The 19,439-nt window shown below is 64.3% G+C and carries 14 protein-coding genes, 1 tRNA gene and 3 rRNA genes; 8 read left to right on the top strand and 10 right to left on the bottom strand.

The features are described from left to right. Window positions 1-24: 24 nt before the first annotated feature. Window positions 25-396: a peptidase inhibitor family I36 protein gene (locus tag AB5J62_RS09095; RefSeq protein WP_370947695.1), complete on the top strand. Its 372-nt coding sequence runs from the start codon at window positions 25-27 to the stop codon at window positions 394-396. 239 nt (window positions 397-635) lie between these two features. After that, window positions 636-709 (top strand) — tRNA-Arg (locus AB5J62_RS09090). A 631-nt stretch (window positions 710-1,340) separates the two neighbouring features. Here the strand turns inward: AB5J62_RS09090 and AB5J62_RS09085 are convergent. Genes AB5J62_RS09085 through AB5J62_RS09075 form a run of 3 tightly spaced genes read right to left on the bottom strand, consistent with a single transcriptional unit; the run spans window position 1,341 to window position 2,718 of the window. After that, a complete protein-coding gene (locus AB5J62_RS09085) occupies window positions 1,341-1,712 on the bottom strand; it encodes a VOC family protein (RefSeq protein ID WP_370947694.1) in 372 nt (123 codons plus the stop codon). Next, a complete protein-coding gene (locus tag AB5J62_RS09080) occupies window positions 1,709-2,104 on the bottom strand; it encodes an SgcJ/EcaC family oxidoreductase (protein WP_370947693.1) in 396 nt (131 codons plus the stop codon). Before AB5J62_RS09080 ends, AB5J62_RS09085 begins: the two co-directional genes overlap by 4 nt. Beyond that, a complete protein-coding gene (locus tag AB5J62_RS09075; protein ID WP_370947692.1) occupies window positions 2,104-2,718 on the bottom strand; it encodes a hypothetical protein in 615 nt (204 codons plus the stop codon). The genes AB5J62_RS09080 and AB5J62_RS09075 overlap by 1 nt, the downstream gene beginning before the upstream one ends. A gap of 143 nt (window positions 2,719-2,861) precedes the next feature. Here AB5J62_RS09075 and AB5J62_RS09070 point away from each other — a divergent pair, with 143 nt between their 5' ends. Continuing rightward, window positions 2,862-3,827, top strand: coding sequence for a LysR family transcriptional regulator (locus AB5J62_RS09070; RefSeq protein ID WP_370947691.1), 966 nt, complete (start codon window positions 2,862-2,864; stop codon window positions 3,825-3,827). Window positions 3,828-3,846: 19 nt separating this feature from the next. Further along, window positions 3,847-4,344, top strand: coding sequence for a VOC family protein (locus AB5J62_RS09065; protein ID WP_370947690.1), 498 nt, complete (start codon window positions 3,847-3,849; stop codon window positions 4,342-4,344). A 42-nt stretch (window positions 4,345-4,386) separates the two neighbouring features. Here the strand turns inward: AB5J62_RS09065 and AB5J62_RS09060 are convergent, their stop codons facing one another. From AB5J62_RS09060 to AB5J62_RS09050, 3 genes are all read right to left on the bottom strand, one after another. Then, window positions 4,387-6,489: an MMPL family transporter gene (locus tag AB5J62_RS09060; RefSeq protein WP_370947688.1), complete on the bottom strand. Its 2,103-nt coding sequence runs from the start codon at window positions 6,487-6,489 to the stop codon at window positions 4,387-4,389. Window positions 6,490-6,602: 113 nt separating this feature from the next. After that, the gene (locus AB5J62_RS09055) at window positions 6,603-6,851 is read right to left on the bottom strand and encodes a hypothetical protein (RefSeq protein WP_370947686.1); all 249 of its coding nucleotides are present in this window, start codon (window positions 6,849-6,851) and stop codon (window positions 6,603-6,605) included. Continuing rightward, window positions 6,848-7,168, bottom strand: a complete 321-nt coding sequence (locus AB5J62_RS09050) for an ArsR/SmtB family transcription factor (protein ID WP_370947685.1) — start codon at window positions 7,166-7,168, stop codon at window positions 6,848-6,850. The genes AB5J62_RS09055 and AB5J62_RS09050 overlap by 4 nt, the downstream gene beginning before the upstream one ends. A 201-nt stretch (window positions 7,169-7,369) precedes the next feature. Here AB5J62_RS09050 and AB5J62_RS09045 point away from each other — a divergent pair, with 201 nt between their 5' ends. Further along, window positions 7,370-8,035: a DUF4328 domain-containing protein gene (locus tag AB5J62_RS09045; RefSeq protein WP_370947684.1), complete on the top strand. Its 666-nt coding sequence runs from the start codon at window positions 7,370-7,372 to the stop codon at window positions 8,033-8,035. Between the two features lie 434 nt (window positions 8,036-8,469). On the opposite strand, the gene rrf is transcribed toward AB5J62_RS09045, so the two are convergent. From rrf to AB5J62_RS09025, 4 genes are all read right to left on the bottom strand, one after another. Continuing rightward, a 5S ribosomal RNA gene (gene rrf, locus AB5J62_RS09040) occupies window positions 8,470-8,586 on the bottom strand. Window positions 8,587-8,673: 87 nt separating this feature from the next. Beyond that, window positions 8,674-11,792: ribosomal RNA gene (locus AB5J62_RS09035) — 23S ribosomal RNA — on the bottom strand. A gap of 300 nt (window positions 11,793-12,092) precedes the next feature. Further along, window positions 12,093-13,608 (bottom strand): 16S ribosomal RNA (locus tag AB5J62_RS09030). The 16S, 23S and 5S rRNA genes sit together here, the layout of an rRNA operon. A gap of 302 nt (window positions 13,609-13,910) precedes the next feature. Then, window positions 13,911-15,236 (bottom strand): PLP-dependent aminotransferase family protein, encoded by a 1,326-nt coding sequence (locus tag AB5J62_RS09025; protein WP_370947683.1) that lies wholly within the window; start codon window positions 15,234-15,236, stop codon window positions 13,911-13,913. Between the two features lie 75 nt (window positions 15,237-15,311). On the opposite strand from AB5J62_RS09025, the gene AB5J62_RS09020 reads away from it, so the two are divergent. The 3 genes from AB5J62_RS09020 to AB5J62_RS09010 all read left to right on the top strand — a co-directional run bounded on the left by AB5J62_RS09020 (window position 15,312) and on the right by AB5J62_RS09010 (window position 19,387). Next, a complete protein-coding gene (locus AB5J62_RS09020; RefSeq protein WP_370947682.1) occupies window positions 15,312-16,067 on the top strand; it encodes an alpha/beta fold hydrolase in 756 nt (251 codons plus the stop codon). Between the two features lie 191 nt (window positions 16,068-16,258). Next, the gene (locus AB5J62_RS09015; protein WP_370947680.1) at window positions 16,259-17,011 is read left to right on the top strand and encodes an SDR family oxidoreductase; all 753 of its coding nucleotides are present in this window, start codon (window positions 16,259-16,261) and stop codon (window positions 17,009-17,011) included. A gap of 216 nt (window positions 17,012-17,227) precedes the next feature. Next, window positions 17,228-19,387, top strand: coding sequence for a discoidin domain-containing protein (locus AB5J62_RS09010; protein WP_370947679.1), 2,160 nt, complete (start codon window positions 17,228-17,230; stop codon window positions 19,385-19,387). Window positions 19,388-19,439 lie beyond the last annotated feature (52 nt).

Below are 19,439 nucleotides of genomic sequence, written 5' to 3'. Positions count from 1 at the left end.
CACCACGACCGAGGGGGAAATCCCATGCTTCGCGCTTACCTGCCCCGCGTACTCGCTTTGACCGCGTCTTGCCTGATCGTGGGCGGCGGAGTCGCACAGGCGAGCACACCGCCGCCGGAGTTCGCCTGCCTGAAAGGTGAATTCTGCTCGTGGACCGACGAATTCTACGGCGGCAAGATCACCCGATTGGATTTACGCACGGCCAATCCCGAGGAATGCGTGCCACTACCCGCCGATTTCGACGGCCGCGCGTTCGCCAATCGCCTGGACCGGCTGATCACGGTCTACCAGGGCCGTGACTGCTCGACCGAAGGCGACTTCACCACGTACCCGGGAGGAGGGACCTTCGTGCCACAGGCGCCCTTCGTGGCCAGGGCCATCCAGATCTGGGAGTGAGCTGGGTCCGGCGGTTGTTCGCTCCTGGGCACGGATGCAGCAGAACACCGCCGGACCCGGGCCGTCCGCGCAGCGGCCCACCCCCCGCGGGCGCGCCGCGCCGCCCCACCCGGCGCGCCCGCGGGCCCAGGTCAACGACAGTTCCCCGCCGATGTGAAACGATTCGGCGGTGTCGAGCGATCGAGTGGATGACGATGACTAAGCTGCCTCTGGGTGACCAGCAGCCGTCGCCGTCGCCGGCCCTCGTAGCTCAGCTGGATAGAGCAAGAGCCTTCTAATCTCTAGGTCGCAGGTTCGAGTCCTGCCGAGGGCACATATTCCCTGGTCACAACCGTGGCCAGGGCAGGCTGCAGAGGTTCGATACCCACTCTGACCAGATCTCAAACGAAGAGATTTCCAGCCGGTCGGCAGAGCGTGCCACCTCCGGCGTTCCCAGGCTGAGCTGGACGATCCCGTTGATTCTTAGCCTTGCTATCTAACCCGAACGACCGCTCAGTGACCCGCATCACGATCGCGCGGATTCACAATTCTGGGTAGTCATTCAAATACGCAGCGAGGTTTAGACCACTTGCCGTCTTGACGTGGTCGGAGCGCGGTGCGGCCGCGATGCCCGGCTGCGGGCGGAGCGAACGGCCGAGTGCGGAGAGCGGGCGAGGTTCACACCGTCGGGTGATCCACATCCGGGGCGTGAAGCTCACGCCGAGCCCGCATTCACGGGCCCGGCCGTCGCATTTGCCGCTAACCAATTCAGCGTTCGGGAGGAGATTGTCGCACCGGGGCTTCCCCATTCGCCTTTTCCGGCGCGGCGGGCTGCGGAGCCGGGGTCTTCCCGGCACCACACGTGTGCTTGTACTGCTCACGGCACGAGCGTGCGTACCGTCGCGACCCAGCGGTCATACCCCGATGATAGAAAAGAATTCGTCGAGGCACACCTTAATTCGACCTCAAGCCGGTGGCGGGAGGTATCCGTGTTCCGAAAGATCGAACCAGTTCCCTTCCGGATCGATCGCCCGATACTCGGCGAACGGCCGGTCGCTGGGCCGCTGGACCGGGCGTGGCACGCCGGCTTCGGCGAACCGGTCGGAGACGGTCTCCACGTCGTCGACCTGGAAGCCGAAGTGGTTGAAGCCACCGGACGCTTCGCCGTCGAGCTGCTGCTGGATCAGCGCGAGGTTGATGTACCCGTCGGTGAGGAAGTGACTGCCGTCCGGGTCCTTGTGGAAGATCTCCATCTCCAGCCGGTCACGGTAGAAGGTGGCCAGCTGTTCGGCGTCGCGGACGACGAAGGCGAGGTGGCGCAGGCGGGGCCGGGTCATCGAGGTGCTCCTAGCGGGATCATGTTGTGGAAGGCGGTGATGGACCAGCTCTCGCCACGCTTGCGCACGACCGCCTGGGCGTGGGTCGTCATGGCGGGTTTGTCGTCGGCGGGCAGGACCGCGGAGGTGACGTGCACCAGCGCGAGGTCGTCGCCGAGCGGGCGGATCAGGCGGACGTCGGGTTCCAGCCGGCTGCCCGCGTACGCCGTGGCGAACAGCCGGGCATGGCCTTGCTCGACCTCGTCGCGGGTGGTCTGCTCCTCGCCGCGGACCGAGACGAAGGAGACGTCCGCGTCGAAGACCGAAGCGAACAGCCGCGCGTCGCCCTTCTCCCAGGCCAGCGCCATCGTCGCCCACACACCCTTGATGGCGTCCTCTTCGGGCGCGGTCATCAGCGCGGCTCCGGGATCGGGGCGCTGACGCGCAGCGGGATCGGCTCGCAGGCCGCGCTCCAGGCGGCGAGCGTGTAGTAGAAGGCGCCGTGCCTGCGTTCGAGGTAGCAGACCACATTGACCGGCCAGCCGCTGTTGCCGAAAACGTACTCGTCCATCGGCGTCGGGTGTTCGGACAGCGGACGGCATCGTTCGGATTCCGGGCCGAGCCGATGCCAGTCCGGATGCAGATGAATCGAGCCGAGTATTTCCGCGTCCATTTCGTCGGCCTGGCGCGAGATGCGCAACAGGTCAGCCGGATCGAGCCACCACGCGCGGACCGGGTTCTCGTAAGCGGAACCGAAACGCGGAACGATGGCGGCCGAGAACTCCTCGGTCGCGGCGGGCGTGGTGCAGCGGGCGTTGCGTCCGAACGCGATTTCCTCGACCACGTAAGAAGAACCGGACGACCGTCCGATGAGGACAGCGAAACACGGTCTCGGTTCATCGGCCGTGATGGCGGCGTATTCCGTCTTCGCGGCACTCAGGAAATCGTGCAGTGACCGTTCGGACAACAGGACGGCGGACTGATCGAGCAGCCCGTATTCAGGCGCGACTTCCAAAACAATCGACAAGGGGGACTCCACCATGAGGTCGGGGAAGTTTCACGGTAAGGGCAGTTCGAGTCACCACGGAACCCGCGCACACCTGAACGGCCTTATTACATTCGGCGATAACACGGCACCGCGGATGTGGATCACGCCCGTAGAATCACGCCATGCACCTGGACTTCCGCCACCTCGAGCTCCTGGTCGCGATCGCGGAAGCGGGCACCTTGCGGCGGGCGGCGGCGGAGCTGCATCTCAGCCAGCCCGCGGTGACCACACAGCTCAAGCGCATCGAACACCACATCGGCGGCCCGTTGTTCCTGCGCAGCCCGGACGGCGTGGTGCCGACCCAGCTCGGCGCCGGGGTGATCGAACACGCCCGCAAGGTGCTCGTCGAGTTCAGCGAGCTGGAGCGACGGGCCCAGCTCAACGCCCAGCGCGACGCCGAGTACGCGCCGATCCGCGTCGGCGGGATTCCCGCGAACCAGTTCTGGCTGCTGGTCAGCGCGCTCGGCGACGCCTTCCCCGACCGCGAGATCACCAGCCGGACGGTCAAGTCGACGGCCATGCTGACCACGCTGCTCGGCTCCGGCGAGCTCGATGTCGCGGTGATGCGCCAATTTCCGCGTTTCCCGCTGCGGCTGCCCGAATCCGTGGTCCAGGCCAAGCTGCTGATCGAGCCGATCTTCGTCGGCGTAGGGCTGGACCACCAGCTGGCGGATCGCGGCGAGATCGGGCTCGGCGAGCTGGCCGACGAGACCTGGGTCATGCCGGAGCCCGACGACAGCGGGATGAACGAGTTCTTCAGCACCGTGTGCGCGGACAACGGGTTCGAGCAGCGGGTCGCGCATCTCACCAACGACTCGCACATCGCGTTCGCGCTGACCGCGGCCGGTGCGGTCTGCCCGCTCTACCCCATCGGCTTCTCGCCGAGGCAAGGGCTCGCGACGATCCCGTTGGCCGGCAACCCGTTCTACCGTGAACTCGTACTCGCCTGGCGAACCGATTCACTGATCGCGCCGCAGATCGGCAGGCTCCGTGAGCGGGTCGGGCAGGGGTATCTTGAACTCGTCGGCGACACTCCGGTGTACTCGGCATGGTGGGAACGCGGCGGCTCCGCCTTCGCGCTTCCGTGACCGGCGAAAGGAGCCGATCTTGCCCATCAGGGGACTGAACCACGCGGTGCTCTGGGTCCGCGACGCCCAGCACAGCGCTGAGTTCTATGTGGACGTTCTGGGCTTCCGGATCGTGCACAGCACACCGAAATCCGTTTTCCTGCAGGCGCCGGAGTCGGCGAATGACCACGACCTCGGGCTGTTCGGCGTCGGCGACCAGGCCGCGCCGAGCACCGCCGGTTCAGAGCAGGTCGGGCTCTACCACCTCGCATGGGAGGTGCCGACGCTCGCGGATCTGCGTGACTGCCAAGAAAAGCTCAAGGCGGCTGGCGCGCTCGTCGGCTCGGCCGACCATGGCACGACGAAAGGCCTCTACGCCAAGGATCGCGACGGCAGTGAGTTCGAAGTCTGCTGGCTGCTGCCGCCGGAGCTGATCGACGAAGACGCCAAGCAGGGGCGCGGCGAACTCGACATCGAAGCCGAAATCCGGCGCTACGGTGCCGAAACACTGGGTGCCTGCGCCCGCGTCGGCGGCTGACTCCAGCCGGGTTCGCCCCGCTCGGCGAGCGGGGCGAACGGGCTAGTGAACGTCCACAGTAGACCTTCGGCTCCACGCTCGATCGCCGAGCAACGACATCGCGGCCGGGAGCAACACCCCGCGCACGACGGTCGCGTCGACGAAGATCGCGATCGCCATGCCGGTGCCGAGCATCTTGTACTCGATGGCGTTGAGCATGACGAAGATGGCGAACACCGCGACCATGATCGTCGCCGCGCTGGTGACCACGCCCGCGCTCGTGCCGATCCCGCCGACGACGGCGTCGTCCGGGCTCGCACCTGCCCGCCACCGTTCACGGATCCGGCTGAGGATGAAGATGTGGTAGTCCATGCTCAGGCCGAACAGCAGCACGAACAGGAACATCGGCAGCCAGCCGACGACCGCGCCGTACGAGGTGAAGCCGAGCAGCGACGCGAGATGGCCGTCCTGGAAGATCCAGGTCAGCGCTCCGTAGGCGGCGCCGATCGAGAGCAGGTTGAGCACGATCGAAACCAGCGGGATCCACAATGAGCGGAAGGCCCAGCCGATCAGGATGAACGCGAGCAGCCCGACCGAGAGGTAGACCAGCGGCGCGCGGCCGGTCACCAGCTCGGCCATGTCGTGCGGAACGGCCGTCTTGCCCGAAACCGCGAAGTCGATGCCGTCGACCTTGCCGAGTGTGTTGGGTAAAGCCTTGGTGCGCAAAGCTTCCAGCGCGCGGTTGGAGAGTTCGTCCGTGCCTTGACCGGCCAGCGGGACCCGTACGACGATCGCCTTGTCGACGTTCATCACGGCCAGCGGTTCGGCGAGCAAGCCGCCGCTGCCGGCGACCTCGTCGTGAAGACGCTCGAGCGCGGCGCGCACCTCGGGCTTGTCCGCCGTGGCGCCCGAGGTGTCCCAGATGACCACCCGCGCGGGCAGTGGCGAGCCGGGGAACGCCTCCTGCATCCGAACGGCCGCGTCGACCGTGGGAAAGTCGCGCGGCAAGCTGTTCACGACGGCGGCGTCCTGCAGCCGCATCCCCAATGCGGGCAAGGCCATCACGACGAGCAGGGCCGCAGCGAGCCCACCCCACAACGCGGGCCGCTTGACGACACCGCGAGCGATCGAGGTCCAGATCCGCGATTCGTTCGCCGGGGCGCGACGCAGCAGGCGGCCGCGGTTCACCCGGTCACCGAGCAGCGACAGCAACGCGGGCAACATGGTCACCGAGCCGAGCATCGCGACGCCGACGACCAGCGCGGTGCCGATCGCGCCGCCACGCAGGTTGTCCAGCCCGACGAAGAGCAACCCGCTCAAGCACAGCATGACGGTGACCCCGGAGACGAGCACGACATGTCCGGACGTCTTCGCCGTGACGCGCAGCGCCTCGTCCTCGCCGCGCCCCGCCGCACGCTCCTCACGTTGGCGTCGCAGGAAGAAGAGCGTGTAATCGACGCCGACCGCGAGCCCGATGAGCAGGATCATCGCGTACGTCACGGAGTTGACGGCCATCCAGTGCTGCAGCACGCCGACCATGCCCATGGCCGCCAAGACCGCGGTGCCGGCGAGCAGCAATGGCACGGACGCGGCGACCAGTGCGCCGAACACGACGATCAGGATCAAGAGGGTGACAGGCAGGGAAAACAAGCCAGAGCGTTCGAGGTCGACGCTGACCGCTTTGTCGACCACCCCGCTGAGACTCAAGTCGCCGGCTTGCGCCAGGCGTATCTCCGGGTGGCGGGCCGCGACCTGAGCGACGGCGTCGGTCATGGCCTTGAAGTGGGCCTTGACCTGCTCAGGCGGATTCCTCAGCCCGAAGGTCACCAGGCCAGATCGTCCGTCCGACGAGAGGAGCGGACCGCTGACGTCGGTGACCGCGTCGCGGGGAAGCGTCGCCAGCAGATCGTTCGCGGCCGCGTCCGACATCGGCTGGATGAGGACGTTCTCCCGCAAGAGCTCGGAGCCTTGCTGGGTACTCAGCGCGACCTTCGCGCGGCCGGACTCGCCAGGATCGGCGCCGCTTGCCTTCTCCCCCGGCATCAGCGCGCTCGCCAGCAAGGACAATGCGACGAATGTCAGCCAGCCGACGATCGCGAGCGCGCGATGCCGGACCGACCAGCCGACGACCCGCTCGGCCATCGGCACACTGCTTGTGCGCAGCATGAACTAGAGTCCTTTCGTGCAAGGAGTGTTCTGTGAGTGCTCGCCCTCGGGCGAGTTGAGCCTTCTTCGCCTTACTGGGCCGTCGAGTTGCCGCTCGGCGGCCCAGTGTCGTTCTATTCGACTTCTTTGAGCACCTTTTCAACGCTCTGCAGCCGCGTTCGCATGTCCGCGAGTTGCCGCTCGATGTTCTCCTGACTGCTGACGGCGCGTTCGGCGAGCTTGCGGTACTCCTCCTCACGCGCGAGGACCGCCTTCGCCCGCCACGTGGCGGCGACCTGCGATATCGCGACCGCGATCACGACCGTCAGCAGCACGAAAATGCCGATGACGCCTGCCACTTCCCCCCAGGCGCGGATGTTCATTCCTGCGTTCCCTTCTCCACGGTGAGCGTCCGCGCCGCGAGCGCGACCGACTCCGGCGTCAACTGGAAGGCGAATGGCGTGACCTCGTAGAACTTCATCGCCTTGCCGTCCTCCGAAAGCTCGAGCTGCGACGTGACCAGGCCGGCCGCTTCCAGCTTGCGCAAATGCACCTGCAGCAACGCCCTGCTGATCCCCAGTTGCCTGGCGAGGCCGCTCACGTAGTTGCGTTCCCGCACCAGAGCGGCGACCACGCGTACCCGATGCGGGTTGGCCAAGGTCGCCAGCACCTGCACCAAGTCGTCCCCAGTCACCTTCATAACCACACCTGGCACATGCCAAAGAAAGTTAGCACATGCCAGGCGACGTTGCGAGCGACTGAAACGAGATGGCCGTGCGAAGCGATGTCTCCTCGGAATCCGGGGTGAACCCGGGCTGGGGAGAAGGGTTCGACCGTGACCGATCAACAACCCACTGGGCCGGCACCGGCCTACGGGCTACCACCAGGCCCGATGAGACCGGTGGCCGACGCACGAGGCCTCGGCATCGCCGCGTCGGCGCTGATCGGGCTGTCTGTCGTACTGGACGGCCTCAGCGTGTGGTCGGACTGGCACACCCACCAAGTCGTCGACGGTTACCTCAACGACATCGCAGGCGTGACCCGCGCGGATCTGCTGACCGCCGACCGGATCACGCTGGTCACGTCCCTGGTGTCACTGGCGATCATGATCGCCGCGGCGGTTGTGTTCATCATTTGGCTGTGGCGGGTCAGGCACAACGCCGAAGCCCTGTCGATCGGCCACCACCAGCGCAGCCGCGGCTGGGTCGTCGGCTCGTGGTTCTGCCCGGTCGTGAACTTCTGGTTCCCGTTCCAAGTGGTCAGCGACATCTGGAAGGCGAGCAACCCGGCCAACCGCTCCGAGCCCAACCTCGCCGCGCTCGACCGCAGTCCCCGGCTGGACTGGTGGTGGAAGCTTTACCTCGCCGGCAACCTCGTGAACTGGTTCGCCTCGCGCCTCGGCCGCGAACCCACGATCGAGTCACTCCGGAACGCCGCGATCGCCGACACCGTGTCGTTCGCACTGACCACGGGCGCGGCGGTCTTGGTCATCCAGCTCATCCGCGAGATCAACGACTGGCAGGCCCAGCCCCGGCCCGCGGTCTCCGGCGGTTTCGCCATCGCCTGACCGGCAAACATCCGTACACGAACGGCAAACTCGCGTGCAGGACCGGCAAAGATGCGTACGCGAGCAGCAAACACCCGCCCCGGGGTGTTGGGCTGGCGTACCCGAAGGGTCGGCACGCGTGCCTGGGGAGTCGGCACACGTACCTGGCCGGTCGGGACTCGTGCTCGGGGAGTCGGGACTGTCCCTGGATGGCCGCCAAGCGTGCGCAGCTGGACGGCACGTGTTCATGGATGGACGACACGAGGTGTCCGGGCGTGGGACACGGCGTGCCGACTCCCCGGGTACGCGTGCCGACTCTCTGGGTCCGCGCGGCGACTCTCCAGGCACACGCGCCGTCCGTCCGAGCACGCGACCGCGGCGGGTTTCGGGTATGAAAAAGGGCCCGGCCCCGGGAGAACCTGGGGTTCTCGACCGGGGCCGGGCCTTTATGTTGAGTTCGGCGGCGTCCTACTCTCCCACAACCCTTCGGTTGCAGTACCATCGGCGCTACCAGGCTTAGCTTCCGGGTTCGGAATGGGACCGGGCGTTTCCCTGGCGCTATAACCACCGAAACACTACGAAACAACACACTCACTGAGCCGATCTAGCTGGCCCGGGTGTGGGGTTTCAGAGCTGTAGAGTGGATGCGAAGCATTTTTGTGGGCAAGCCCTCGGCCTTAGTACCAGTCAACTCGATAACACATTACTGTGCGTCCATTTCTGGCCTATCAACCCAATGGTCTGTTGGGGGCCTTAACCCCTCAAAGGGGGTGGGATACCTCATCTTGGAACAGGCTTCCCGCTTAGATGCCTTCAGCGGTTATCCCTTCCGAACGTGGCCAACCAGCCATGCCACTGGCGTGACAACTGGCACACCAGAGGTTCGTCCGTCCCGGTCCTCTCGTACTAGGGACAGCCTTCCTCAAGTATCCTACGCGCGCGGCGGATAGGGACCGAACTGTCTCACGACGTTCTAAACCCAGCTCGCGTGCCGCTTTAATGGGCGAACAGCCCAACCCTTGGGACCTACTCCGGCCCCAGGATGCGACGAGCCGACATCGAGGTGCCAAACCATGCCGTCGATATGGACTCTTGGGCAAGATCAGCCTGTTATCCCCGGGGTACCTTTTATCCGTTGAGCGACACCCTTCCACCAGGTGGTGCCGGATCACTAGTCCCGACTTTCGTCCCTGCTCGACATGTCTGTCTCACAGTCAAGCTCCCTTGTGCACTTGCACTCAACACCTGATTGCCAACCAGGCTGAGGGAACCTTTGGGCGCCTCCGTTACTCTTTGGGAGGCAACCGCCCCAGTTAAACTACCCATCAGGCACTGTCCCTGAACCAGATCATGGTCCGAGGTTGAGATTCCCAATTCGACCAGAGTGGTATTTCAACAACGACTCCACAACCACTAGCGTGATCGCTTCACAGTCTCCCACCTATCCTACACAAGCCGAACCGAAAACCAATACCAAACTATAGTAAAGGTCCCGGGGTCTTTCCGTCCTGCCGCGCGTAACGAGCATCTTTACTCGTAGTGCAATTTCGCCGGGCCTGTGGTTGAGACAGCCGGAAAGTCGTTACGCCATTCGTGCAGGTCGGAACTTACCCGACAAGGAATTTCGCTACCTTAGGATGGTTATAGTTACCACCGCCGTTTACTGGCGCTTAAATTCTCAGCTTCACCCCCCAAAGGGAGTTAACCGGTCCTCTTAACGTTCCAGCACCGGGCAGGCGTCAGTCCATATACATCGTCTTGCGACTTCGCATGGACCTGTGTTTTTAGTAAACAGTCGCTTTCCGCTGGTCTCTGCGGCCACCCACCCCTAGTCCGCAAGGGACTTCAAGGTGTTTGGCCCCCCTTCTCCCGAAGTTACGGGGGCATTTTGCCGAGTTCCTTAACCACAGTTCACCCGATCGCCTTAGTATTCTCTACCTGACCACCTGTGTTGGTTTGGGGTACGGGCCGTGCATGCACTCGCTAGAGGCTTTTCTCGGCAGCATAGGATCACTCTACTTCACCTCAATCGGCTACGCATCACGTCTCAGCCTTATATGAATGGCGGATTTGCCTACCACTCGGCCTACACGCTTACACCAGTACTACCATTCACTGGCGGAGCTACCTTCCTGCGTCACCCCATCACTTGACTACTACGGAATCAGATCCCACGCTCCACAACAAACATTCACCCGAAGGCTTCAGCTTGCGCTTTGGGTGGTTAGTATCAACCGCCTCATCAGGGACGCACATGCTCGGGTACGGGAATATCAACCCGTTGTCCATCGACTACGCCTGTCGGCCTCGCCTTAGGTCCCGACTTACCCTGGGCGGATTAGCCTGGCCCAGGAACCCTTGGTCATCCGGCGGCAGAGTTTCTCACTCTGCATTCGCTACTCATGCCTGCATTCTCACTCCCACACCTCCACGACTGGCTTCCGCCGCCGCTTCCCTGGATGCAGGACGCTCCCCTACCCATCCGTGCGACTAGACAAGACCCCGAAGGATCAAGCCGATCTATTGCACGAATGACACAGCTTCGGCGGTGTGCTTAAGCCCCGCTACATTGTCGGCGCAGGACCACTTGACCAGTGAGCTATTACGCACTCTTTCAAGGGTGGCTGCTTCTAAGCCAACCTCCTGGTTGTCTGGGCAATCCCACATCCTTTCCCACTGAGCACACACTTAGGGGCCTTAGCTGGTGTTCTGGGCTGTTTCCCTCTCGACGACGAAGCTTATCCCCCGCCGTCTCACTGCCACACTCTCACACCACGGTATTCGGAGTTTGGTTGATTTCGGTAACCCGGTAAGGCCCCTAGACCATCCAGTAGCTCTACCCCCGTGGAGAAACATGTGACGCTGCACCTAAATGCATTTCGGGGAGAACCAGCTATCACGGAGTTTGATTGGCCTTTCACCCCTACCCACAGCTCATCCCCTCAGTTTTCAACCTAAGTGGGTTCGGGCCTCCACGACGTCTTACCGTCGCTTCACCCTGGCCATGGGTAGATCACTCCGCTTCGGGTCTAGACCACGCGACTAAAATCGCCCTATTCAGACTCGCTTTCGCTACGGCTACCCCACACGGGTTAACCTCGCCACGCAGCACTAACTCGCAGGCTCATTCTTCAAAAGGCACGCCATCACCCGAAGGCTCTGACGGCTTGTAGGCACACGGTTTCAGGTACTCTTTCACTCCCCTCCCGGGGTACTTTTCATCTTTCCCTCACGGTACTAGTCCGCTATCGGTCTTCAGGAAGTATTTAGGCTTACCGGGTGGTCCCGGCAGATTCACAGCAAATTCCACGAGCTCGCTGCTACTCGGGAACACCACCAAGAAACACAATCACAGTTTTCGCGTACGGGACTCTCACCCACTCCGGTCTGCTTTCCCAAACAGTTCCACTAACTGCAACGTGCCTCCGAAGACTTGTCAGAATCTTCAAGGCGGGTCCCACAACACCGCACACACAACGCCTGACAGCTTGACATGTGCACGGTTTAGCCTCATCCGCTTTCGCTCGCCACTACTCACGGAATCACGGTTGTTTTCTCTTCCTACGGGTACTGAGATGTTTCACTTCCCCGCGTTCCCTCCACACACCCTATATATTCAGATGCGGGTAACACCACATAACTGGTGCTGGGTTTCCCCATTCGGAAATCCTCGGATCTCAGCTCGGTTGACAGCTCCCCGAGGCATATCGCAGCCTCCCACGTCCTTCATCGGCTCCTGAAGCCTAGACATCCACCATGTGCCCTTAAAAACTTGACCACAAAGATGCTCGCATCCACTCTACAGTTCTCAAACACCACACCAGAAACAACACCAGCGTGCTGCCTCAGGACCCAACAGCGTGCCAGCGAACAATTCAACTCTCGACCTCGGCAGTCACGTTCCACGCGGGAAAACCCGCAGTACTTGCTCAGCTCTGCTCGCAGAGGAAAACCATAACCAGTAGTTCCACAATTCCTTGAGCAACCACCGCGGAGATACATTTGATCTCCAAGTGGTGGCCACCCCACGATCTGGTACCGGGTATCCCGGGATTCGTGGATGTGTTGTGCTCCTTAGAAAGGAGGTGATCCAGCCGCACCTTCCGGTACGGCTACCTTGTTACGACTTCGTCCCAATCGCCAGTCCCACCTTCGACCACTCCCCCCCTTGCGGGTTGGGCCATGGGCTTCGGGTGTTACCGACTTTCATGACGTGACGGGCGGTGTGTACAAGGCCCGGGAACGTATTCACCGCAGCGTTGCTGATCTGCGATTACTAGCGACTCCGACTTCACGCAGTCGAGTTGCAGACTGCGATCCGAACTGAGACCGGCTTTAAGGGATTCGCTCCACCTCGCGGTATCGCAGCCCTCTGTACCAGCCATTGTAGCATGTGTGAAGCCCTGGACATAAGGGGCATGATGACTTGACGTCATCCCCACCTTCCTCCGAGTTGACCCCGGCAGTCTCCCACGAGTCCCCGCCATAACGCGCTGGCAACGTAGGATAAGGGTTGCGCTCGTTGCGGGACTTAACCCAACATCTCACGACACGAGCTGACGACAGCCATGCACCACCTGTGAACAGACCACAAGGGGGCACCCATCTCTGGATGTTTCCTGTCCATGTCAAGCCCAGGTAAGGTTCTTCGCGTTGCATCGAATTAATCCACATGCTCCGCCGCTTGTGCGGGCCCCCGTCAATTCCTTTGAGTTTTAGCCTTGCGGCCGTACTCCCCAGGCGGGGTGCTTAATGCGTTAGCTACGGCACGGACAACGTGGAATGTCGCCCACACCTAGCACCCACCGTTTACAGCGTGGACTACCAGGGTATCTAATCCTGTTCGCTCCCCACGCTTTCGCTCCTCAGCGTCAGTATCGGCCCAGAGTCCCGCCTTCGCCACCGGTGTTCCTCCTGATATCTGCGCATTTCACCGCTACACCAGGAATTCCAGACTCCCCTACCGAACTCAAGTCTGCCCGTATCGATTGCACGCTGAAGGTTAAGCCTCCAGTTTTCACAACCGACGCGACAAACCGCCTACGAGCTCTTTACGCCCAATAATTCCGGACAACGCTCGCACCCTACGTATTACCGCGGCTGCTGGCACGTAGTTAGCCGGTGCTTCTTATCCAGGTACCGTCACTTACGCTTCGTCCCTGGCGAAAGAGGTTTACAACCCGAAGGCCGTCATCCCTCACGCGGCGTCGCTGCATCAGGCTTGCGCCCATTGTGCAATATTCCCCACTGCTGCCTCCCGTAGGAGTCTGGGCCGTGTCTCAGTCCCAGTGTGGCCGGTCACCCTCTCAGGCCGGCTACCCGTCGTCGCCTTGGTAGGCCATTACCCCACCAACAAGCTGATAGGCCGCGGGCTCATCCTGTACCGCCGGAGCTTTCCACCAGCCTCCATGCGAAGGCTAGTCATATCCGGTATTAGACCTCGTTTCCAAGGCTTATCCCAAAGTACAGGGCAGATTGCCCACGTGTTACTCACCCGTTCGCCACTAATCCACCCGAAGGCTTCATCGTTCGACTTGCATGTGTTAAGCACGCCGCCAGCGTTCGTCCTGAGCCAGGATCAAACTCTCCAACAATGTCTTCGAATTCAATCGAGGCAAAATACTTGCTCTCAAAGGAACCTCAAACGAGGTTCAATAAATAAGCTCTACTGGCTTAGTTCACTAGCACACTGTTGAGTTCTCAAGCAACACACCGAGGATCGCATCAGGTTTCCCTGACCTTATCCAGAGCGAATTGTTTTCTAGCAAGTTTTCGGGACTCTATCTCTCCCGGTCGGCCACCCGGTTTCCCTGGCGACTTGGAGAACTTTACATGCCCGATCAGGGCCTAAAACAGGGGGGTCCCTTAAACGTGTTTGCGCACTTCAGCAGGCCCGCTAGTCGATTCCGGCGGCTTCCGGGGTCGATCGAGCCAGTGAGGCGAGCACGTCGAGTGCCCAACTCAGAGTCTCCTCCGGCGGCACGGACAGCGCCAGTCGAATTGCGTTGGGCGCGTGGCCGGCGCCGGTCGTGAACGACGCGGCGGGGCTGACCGCGATGCCCTGACGGGCGGCCGCCGCCAGGAAGGTCTCCGCGCGCCATGGCTCGGGGAGCTCCCACCAGCAGTGATAGCAACGCGGGTCGGACTTCACCCGGAACCCGTCGAGACGCGAGCGCATCAGCGCTTGCCGGGACACCGCGTCTCGGCGCTTGTCCGCGGCGAGCGAAGCGGCCGTCCCGTCGGACATCCAGGCGGCCGCGGCGGTCATCGCGAAGTGCGGCGCCGTCCAGCCACCCGAGCGCAGCGCGGCCGTGACCCGCTCCACGTAAGCCTCAGGCACCACGGCGAAACCCAACGTCAAGCCCGGCGCGAGGCGCTTCGACATGCTGTCGACCACGATCGTCCGCTCCGGGATCCAGCGCGCGAGCGGCGCGACGTCCTCGGCGAGGTAGGCGTACACCGCGTCCTCGATCACCGGAAGGTCGAGCGCGCGCACGGTCGACGCGATCTCGGCGCGACGCTCGCCGGGCATCGTGACGCCGAGCGGGTTGTGCAGCGTCGGCTGCAGATACACCGCACGCACCGCACTGGCCGCCAGCGCTTCGGGACGCACTCCGTGCTCGTCCATCTCCAACGGGACCAGCTGCACACCGAGCCGCGCGGCGATCGCCTTGACCAGCGGATAGGTCAGCGCCTCCACGCCGAGCCGCTCCCCCGTCGGCACCAGCGCGGAGATCGCGCCCGCCAGCACCTGCCGCCCGTTCCCCGAGAACAGGACCTGCGCGGGTGACGGCGTCCAACCCGCACGAGCCAGGAAGCCGGCGGTCAGCTCGCGCATCGCGGACGTTCCCGCGACACCGACCGTTTCGAGCGAGGCGCCGAGAACGTCCGGGCGCAGCAGCCGTTCCATGCTCGCCGCCTGGCGGGCGGGCTGACCTGGCAGTACGGAGAAGTTGAGCTGGAGGTCGACCGGCGTTCCGCTGGGTTCGGCGAGCCACGGCTCCATCGGCGGGGACGCGCGGATGAACGTCCCCCTGCCGACTTCCCCGACCACGAGACCGCGGCGCACCAGCTCGCCGTAGACCCGGGACGCGGTCGACACCGCGATGCCACGGTCGCGGGCGAACCGGCGTTGGGTGGGCAGCCGGTCACCGGGCCGCAACGTGCCCGCCGCGATGTCGGCTGCGATGGCGTCCGCGAAGGCGCGGTAGTCGTCGTCCATATTGCTCCGAGGCCATTGTCCTTATTGCACTCGCATATTGCTCCGAATAGCGTCGAAGTGTCAAAGGGAGGACACATGGACATCGCTTACGACGACTTCGGCGCCGGCGAGCCGCTGCTGCTGGTGCACGGCCACCCGTTCAACCGCTCGATGTGGCACCCGCAGCGCGACTTCCCCGGCTGGCGCGTCATCACGCCGGACCTGCGTGGTTACGGCGACTCCCCGGTCGTGCCGGGTAGGACGCTGCTGTCGGACTTCGCGAACGACCTCGCCGAACTGCTGGACAAGCTGGGGATCGAGCGCGTGGTGCTGGCGGGGCTTTCGATGGGCGGCCAGATCGTCATGGAGTTCAGCAGGCTTTATCCCGAGCGGGTACGCGGGCTCGTGCTGGCCGACACCTCGGCGCAAGGCGAGACAGAGGAAGGGAAGCGTGTTCGCAACGAGACGGCCGACCGGATCCTCGAAACGGGCATGGCGGCTGAGGCCGACAACCTCATCGGCAAGATGGTCGCGCCGGACGCGGACGCCGCGGTGGTCGAGCACGTGTTCGAGATGATGCGGACCACCCAGCCGGAAGGAGCCGCGGCGGCGCTGCGCGGGCGGGCCGAGCGGCCGGACTACGTCGAGCTGCTCGGCGAGCTGGCGGTTCCCGCGTTGGTGGTGGTCGGCAGCGTCGACGCGTTCACGCCGCTGCCGGACGCCGAGCTGATGCACGACCGGCTCAAGGACTCGAAGCTCGTGGTGATCGACGGCGCCGGGCACCTGCCGAACCTGGAGCGGCCGACCGAGTTCAACGCCGCGCTCGGGGAGTTCTTAGGGCGTGTTTCGTAAGCCTGTTCGATGAGCTTCGTGATCCAGGTGGTTCCTGGCGGTGCCGTGGGATCACCCTCGTACCGGGTTGTACTCGGGTGATCCCACGGTGCCGCCAGGGGCCGCCTGGGCGCGAAGCTCGCGAACGAGGCTTACGAAACACGCCCTAAAGTCGGTATCGAACAACCACTGAAGCGGACGGGTGATCCACGATGAACAAGACGGTATTCGTGACCGGCGCCAGCACCGGCTTCGGCGCCGCGATCGCGCGGCGGTTCGCGGCCGACGGCGCGAAGGTCGTGGCGACCGCGCGCCGTGTCGACAAGCTCGAAGCGCTTGCCGACGAGCTGGGCAAGGACGTGCTGCCGCTGGAGCTCGACGTCCGTGACCGCGACGCCGTCGCCGCGGCGTTCGCGAATCTGCCCGCCGAGTTCGCCGAGGTCGACGTCCTCATCAACAACGCGGGGCTGGCGAAGGGGCTCGAGCCCGCGCATCGCGCGAACCTCGACGACTGGGACCAGATGATCGACACCAACTGCAAGGGGCTGGTCTACTGCAGCCGCGCCGCGCTGCCCGGCATGGTCGAGCGCGGCAGGGGGCACGTGATCAACCTCGGTTCGATCGCCGGCACCTATCCGTATCCCGGCGGCAACGTCTACGGCGCGACCAAGGCGTTCGTGCACCAGTTCAGCCTGAACCTGCGCAGTGACCTGCACGGGACCGGCGTCCGCGTGACGAACATCGAGCCCGGCATGGTCGGCGGCACCGAGTTCTCGAAGGTGCGGTTCGAGGGTGACCAGTCGAAGGCCGACGCCGTCTACCAGGGCACTCAGCCGATGACCGCCGAAGACGTCGCCGACTCCGTCGTCTGGGCCGCCTCCCAGCCCGCCCACGTCAACGTCAACGTGGTCGAGCTGATGCCCGTCGTCCAGTCCTTCTCCCCACTCCAGATCCACCGCGGATAAAGCGGGCTTTACTCCACGCGCTCCGCGCGTGGAGTAAAGCCCGCTTTATCCCTGCCCCTACCCCAAGCCCAGGCCAGCCCACACGCTGACCTGGGCTTTTCCATGCCCGCTCTACTAATTGTCGCGATTTTTCACAACCCCATCCAACTCTTGCGTTCACGCGTCGGGGATTTGTATGATCCAGATCACATCCCGCCTCCGAGCCCAGGAGCTCCCGTGTCCCCCACACGTGTCTTCAGCGCGCCCAAAATCCCCCCACTCCTAGCTGTCGCGGCACTCGCAGCGGCCGGATTCACAGTCCTGTCCGCGCCGAGCGCGCAAGCCGCGCCATGCCCGACTTCAGTGGGCGGCGGCGCGAGCGTCGCGTTCACGACCTACGAAGCGGAGTGCGCGGCGACAACGGGCACCAAGATCGGCCCCGACTACACCCAGGCCAGCCTCGCGTCGGAAGCCTCGGGACGGCAGGCCGTCCGGCTCACCTCAGGCCAGTACGTCGAGTTCACGCTGACCTCGAACGCCAACGCGATCAACGTCCACTACAGCGTCCCCGACGGCGCGGCGGGCCAGCTTTCCGTCTACGTCAACGGAAACCGCCTCGGCCTGCCGGTGACCTCGCGGTACTCCTACATCGAGACGCCGTGGATACCCGGAGCGAAGCGGCACCACTTCTACGACGACACCCGCGCGCTGCTCGGCCAGAACCTCGGCGCGGGCGCGAAGGTCCGGGTGCAGGCCGAGGGTGAGCTCACCGTCGACCTCGCCGACTTCGAGCAGGTCAACGGGCCTGCCGGGCGGCCGGGCAACTCCGTGTCGGTGACCGACTACGGCGCCACCGCGAACGACGCCTCCGACGACTCGAACGCGTTCCGCGCCGGGCTCAGCGCCGCGCGGTCGCAGGGCAAGGAACTCTGGGTGCCGCCGGGCCGGTTCGAGATCGGGTCGGCGCTCGGCATCGACCAGACCACGGTCCGCGGCGCCGGCGCGTGGCACACGGTCCTGCACGGCAACAACGTCTTCAAGAACGACGGCCAGGTCGGCGGCAACATCCGGCTGTACGACTTCGCCGTGTTCGGTGACGTCACCGAGCGGCGCGACGACCAGCCGGAGAACGCGTTCCACGGTGTGCTCGGCGCGGGCTCGGTCGTGTCCGGGCTGTGGATCCAGAACACCAAGTGCGGGCTGTGGCTGATGAACGGCGCCACCAGCAACCTGACCATCGAGAACAACCGGATACTCGACACGATGGCGGACGGCGTCAACTTCGACGGCAACGTCACCAACTCGACCATCCGCAACAACTACCTGCGCAACACCGGCGACGACGGGCTCGCGCTGTGGTCCAACGGGATCGCCGACGCCGGGATCTCGATCGTCGGCAACACCGTGGTCCAGCCGAACCTGGCCAACGGCATCGCGTTGTACGGCGGGCGCGACAACTCCGTGCGCGGCAACCTGGTGCGTGACACCAACGCGCTCGGCGGCGGGATCACCGTGGCGAACCGGTTCCAGTCGGTGCCGCTCGCCGGGACGATCACGCTCGCGGACAACACGACCCTGCGCGCGGGCGCGCTCGACCCGAACTGGCAGTTCGGCGTCGGGGCCGTCTGGTTCGACGCGCGCGAGCAGGCGATCACGGGCGCTCAGATCAACGTCACGAACCTGCGTGCGATCGAAAGTCCTTACGAGGCCTTGCAGTTCATCGACGGCAACGGGCAGGGCAAGGTCATCCAGGGCGTCACCGTCAACGGGGTGAGCGTGCAGGGCGCCGGGACTTTCGTGGTGCAGGCGCAGACGCAGGGCTCGGTGAGCATCAGCAACCTGACCGCGTCCGGGGTCGGCGTGACGGGGACGTACAACTGTCCTTACCCGACGAACCTCAGCCCGATGTCGTTCAGCGGCTCGGGGAATTCGGGGTGGACCGGCACCTGGGCGGACTGCTCGAGCTGGCCGCAGCCGAACACGGGCAATCCGCAGCCGACCGGCAACCTGGCGAAGGGGCGGCCCGCGACCGCGAGCAGTTCGGTCGGCGGGTACCCGGCGAGCAACGCCGTCGACGGGAACGCGAACACGTACTGGGAGAGCGCCAACGGGTCGTTCCCGCAGACGCTGACCGTCGACCTGGGCAGCGCGACCTCGGTGAGCAAGATCGTGCTGAAGCTGCCCGGCAGCTGGGGTTCGCGGACGCAGACGCTGTCGGTGCTCGGGTCCGTCGACGGCGGCGGATATTCGACGATCGTCGGTTCGCGCGGTGTGACGTTCGCGCCGGACGCGACCATCACGTTCAGCCCGACCACCCAGCGCTTCCTGCGGCTGAACATCACCGGGAACACGGGCTGGCCCGCCGGTCAGGCAGCGGAATTCGAGGTCTACGCCTAGAAGGGCTCGTGAGTGGTATGACCGGTTAGAACCGGCCATACCACTCACGACC

The organism is Amycolatopsis sp. cg5, from assembly GCF_041346955.1.
Taxonomy (GTDB): Bacteria; Actinomycetota; Actinomycetes; order Mycobacteriales; family Pseudonocardiaceae; genus Amycolatopsis.
The sequence above is the reverse complement of the archived record's forward strand: the minus strand, read 5'-3'. Positions and strand labels throughout refer to the sequence as shown.